We start from the raw sequence: 4019 nt of genomic DNA, 5'->3' as shown, positions 1-4019 counted from the left end.
GGCGTCGTCGGCCGGCGCGACCGCCTCCGCGGTACGCCCCGCCGCGCCCGGCGACCGTCGCGCCCGCCCGCCAGCCCTGCCCTCAGTGCCGATGTCCTCCCCCACCCCGACATCATCACCGCTAGACACGCCCGATACCCCCAGAACGCCCCCTCGGGCGTGTCGGCCCCGCGGATCAGGTCATGTTGGCGAGGAACTCGCTGTAGAACAGGCCCAGGGCGATGGCCACACCGATGCCGGCGATGATCCAGAACCGCACCACGATGTTGACCTCGCTCCAGCCGGCCAGTTCGAAGTGGTGCTGCAGCGGGGACATTCGGAACACCCGTTTACCGGTGGTCTTGAAGGAGATGATCTGGATCACCACGGACATCGTGATGATCACGAAGAGCCCGCCGATGATCGGCAGCAGCAGGATGGTGCGGGTGGACATCGCCATCCCGGCGATCAGACCGCCCAGCCCCAGCGCCCCGGTGTCACCCATGAAGATCCGTGCCGGGGACGTGTTCCACCAGAGGAAGCCCACACAGGCCCCGGCCGCCGCCCCGGCGATCAGCGCGATCTCCAACGGGTCGCGGACCTCGTAGCAGTACGGCTGGGTGTAGTTCGGGTCGGCGCACCAGTGCCGGTACTGCCAGAACGCGATGAGCGCGTACGCGGCGAGCACCATCACCGACGCGCCGGTGGCCAGACCGTCCAGGCCGTCGGTGAGGTTGACGCCGTTCGTCGCGGCCATCACCACGAAGATGAAGATGATCACCGCGCCGACCTTGCTGACCTCCAGGAAGTCGATGTCCCGGATGAAGCTCAGCGTGGTGCTGCCGACCGTCTCGGTGTTGGTCGCCAGGCCCGAACCGTTGGTCATCGTGCTCGGGAACCACAGCGCGATCACCCCGAAGACCGCACCGACCAGGATCTGGCCGAGCAACTTGCCGCGCTTGTTCAGCCCGGCGCTGTTGCGCTTGCGCACCTTCAGGAAGTCGTCGAGGAAGCCCACCGCGCCGGAGAAGACCATCAGCCCCAGCAGCACCAACGCGGTGATGGTCGGCTCCACCTGGGCGATCTGCTGGTCCGGCAGGGTGGTCAGGGCCAGGTGCCCGGCCACGTACGCGATCACCGTGGCCAGGATGAAGACCACGCCACCCATCGTGGGCGTGCCCTTCTTGCCCTGGTGCATGGCGGGGCCGTCGGACCGGATCGGCTGACCGGCCTTGAGCCGGGTGAACACCTTGATCGCGATCGGGGTGCAGAAGAGCGAGACGAGGAAGGCCACCCCGATGGCGACGATGACCGCCCTCATCGGGTCGGCTCCCCACCGGCGTCGGCGCGCAGGGCGTCGGCCACCTCCCAGGTCCGGTACCGGGAGCCCTTGACCAGGACGACGTCACCCGGTCGTAGCTCGCTCCGCAGCACCTCGACGGCCGCCGCCTGATCGGTGAGCAGCACCGACTCTCCTCCCCAGTTTGCTACCGCTGTCGCGCCTTCGTGGATCGGCGCGGCCGGCTCACCCACCACGAGCAGCCGGTCGACACCCAGCTCGGCCGCGAGTTGGCCGACCTCGGCGTGGCCGTCGTACTCGAACGGGCCCAGCTCGGCCATGTAACCAAGCACCGCGACGGTACGCCGTCCCTGGCCCATGCTGGCCAGCGCCCGCACCGCGACCGCCATCGAGGCCGGGTTGGCGTTGTACGAGTCGTCGATCACGGTGACCCCGTCGGGGCGGTCGAAGACGTCCATCCGTCGGGTCGAGACCAGCCCCAGCTCGCCCAGCGCCGTGGCCAGCTCGGCCAGCGGCATGCCCAGCTCCCGGGCGACCGCCGCCGCCGCGAGCGTGTTCCAGACCTGGTGGCGGCCGGCCAGCCGGAGCCGCACCGGCGCGCGCCCCTCCGGGGTGACAAGGGTGTACGACGGGTGCCCCCGCTCGTCGAGCGTGACGTCCTCGGCGCGCACGTCGGCGTCGGACGCCTCGCCGTAGCGGACCACCCGGGCCTGCGTGCGGCTCGCCATCGCGTCCACCCGGGGGTCGTCGGCGTTCAGCACGGCCAGCCCGTCCGGCGGCAGCGCCTCGACCAGCTCGCCCTTGGCCAGGGCGATGGTGTCCTGCGAGCCGAACTCGCCGATGTGGGAGGTGCCGACGTTGAGCACCACGGAGATCCGGGGCGGCACCAGCTCACACAGGTACCGCACGTGCCCGACCCCGCGTGCGCCCTTCTCCATCACCAGGTAGCGGGTGTCCGGGTCAGCCCGCAGGGCGGTGTACGGGTGCCCCAGCTCGTTGTTGAACGACCCGGGCGGCGCCACCGTGGCCCCGAGCCGGGCCGTGAGCTGACCGATCAGGTCCTTGGTGGTGGTCTTGCCGGACGAGCCGGTCACGCCGATCACGGTCAGCCCGGGCAGCCGGTCCACCGCGGCGCGGGCCAGACGGCCCATCGCGGTCAGGGCGTCGTCGACAAGCACCATCGGCACCCCGGGCACCTCGCGGCTGCCGAGCACCGCGACCGCGCCGGCCTGGATCGCCGTCGCCGCGTAGTCGTGCCCGTCGACCTTCTCCCCGGGGAAGGCCACGAAGAGCGAACCGGGCCCCACCTTGCGCGAGTCGAACTCCACCGATCCGGTGACGGTGGCGGTCGGGTCGGCGGCCACCAGCCGTCCGTCCACCGCCGCGGCCACCTCGGCCAGGCTCAGCGTGATCACCGCTGACCCGCCAGGTCCCCGAAGCGGGCCCGCAGCGCGTCGGCCAACTCGATGCTGTCGTCGAACGGAAACACCTCGCCCGCCACCTCCTGGCCGCGCTCGTGCCCCTTGCCGAGCAGCGCGATCACGTCGCCCGGCTGGGCCAGCCGAACCGCCTCGTCGATCGCGGCGCGGCGGCCCGCCACCTCGATGATCCGAGCGGGCGTGCCGGCCCGGTACGCCCCGGCCAGCACCTCGGCGCGGATCTCCCCCGGGTCCTCGGTACGCGGGTTGTCGTCGGTCACCAGCACCACGTCGGCTCCCTCCGCCGCGGCGGCGCCCATCACCGGCCGCTTGCCCCGGTCCCGGTCTCCACCGGCGCCGATCACACAGATCAGTCGGCCGGCGCTCAGCTCGCGCAGCGCGGCCAGCGCGGCCACGATCGCGTCCGACTTGTGCGCGTAGTCGACCACCCCGCGCACCGGCGCGGCCACGTCGACAAGCTCCAGCCGGCCCGGGACACCCCCGCAGGAGGCCACACCGGCCGCCGCGGTCGTCGGGTCCACCCCGGCGCCGACCAGGGCGGCGATGGCCAGCAGCGCGTTGGCCACGTTGTGCCGGCCGGGCAGCGCGACCCCGGCGGACAGGGTCACGCCGTTCGGGCCGTGCGCGGTGAAGCGCTGGGCGTACCCCTCGCCGCCCACACCGTCGGCCCACCAGGTCGCGCCCTGGTCACCGGCCGCCGAGTAGGTGACAGTGGTCGGCTTGAGCAGCGGCTTCAACGCCGGGTCGTCGTGGTTGAGCACCTCGACCGCGCAGCGCCCGTCGAAGAGCTGGGCCTTCGCGGCGAAGTAGTCGTCGCTGTCGGCGTGGAAGTCCAGGTGGTCGGAGCCGAAGTTGGTGTAACCCCCGACGGCGAACCGCACACCGCCCACCCGGCCCATGGCCAGCGCGTGGCTGGAGACCTCCATGACCACGGCGGTGACCCCACGCTCGCGGGCGGTGGCCAGCATGGCGTGCAGGTCGGTCGCCTCGGGGGTGGTGCGCACACTGTCGATCACCAGGTCACCGAGCCGGGTCTCCACCGTCCCGACCAGCCCGGTGGTGTGCCCGGCGGCCCGCAGCCCCGACTCGACCAGGTACGCGGTGGACGTCTTGCCCGCGGTGCCGGTCACCCCGATCACGGTCAGATCGGCGGTGGGGTCGCCGTACACGGCCGAGGCCAGCTCGCCGAGCACGGCCCGCGGGTCGGGCACCACCAGGGCCGGCAGACCGGTTCCCGCCGCCAGCTCCGCACCCGCCGGGTCGGTCAGCAGGGCCACGGCGCCCGCCTCGGCGGCGCCGGC

3 protein-coding genes are annotated in these 4019 nt (G+C 72.4%); all 3 read right to left on the bottom strand.

Annotation, left to right across the window (positions count from 1 at the left end; all coding sequences use genetic code 11):
- Window positions 1-175: 175 nt before the first annotated feature.
- The gene (gene mraY / locus PSH25_RS28880; RefSeq protein ID WP_030334519.1) at window positions 176-1300 is read right to left on the bottom strand and encodes a phospho-N-acetylmuramoyl-pentapeptide-transferase; all 1125 of its coding nucleotides are present in this window, start codon (window positions 1298-1300) and stop codon (window positions 176-178) included.
- Window positions 1297-2694: a UDP-N-acetylmuramoyl-tripeptide--D-alanyl-D-alanine ligase gene (locus PSH25_RS28875; RefSeq protein WP_238662036.1), complete on the bottom strand. Its 1398-nt coding sequence runs from the start codon at window positions 2692-2694 to the stop codon at window positions 1297-1299. Before PSH25_RS28875 ends, mraY begins: the two co-directional genes overlap by 4 nt.
- Window positions 2691-4019: UDP-N-acetylmuramoyl-L-alanyl-D-glutamate--2,6-diaminopimelate ligase (locus tag PSH25_RS28870; protein WP_238662035.1), on the bottom strand; the 1329-nt coding region annotated here is incomplete at its 5' end. The genes PSH25_RS28870 and PSH25_RS28875, both read right to left, overlap by 4 nt.

This window comes from Micromonospora foliorum (assembly GCF_022229015.1).
Taxonomy (GTDB): domain Bacteria; phylum Actinomycetota; class Actinomycetes; order Mycobacteriales; family Micromonosporaceae; genus Micromonospora; species Micromonospora foliorum.
This window is presented reverse-complemented; position numbering and strand designations above follow the sequence as displayed.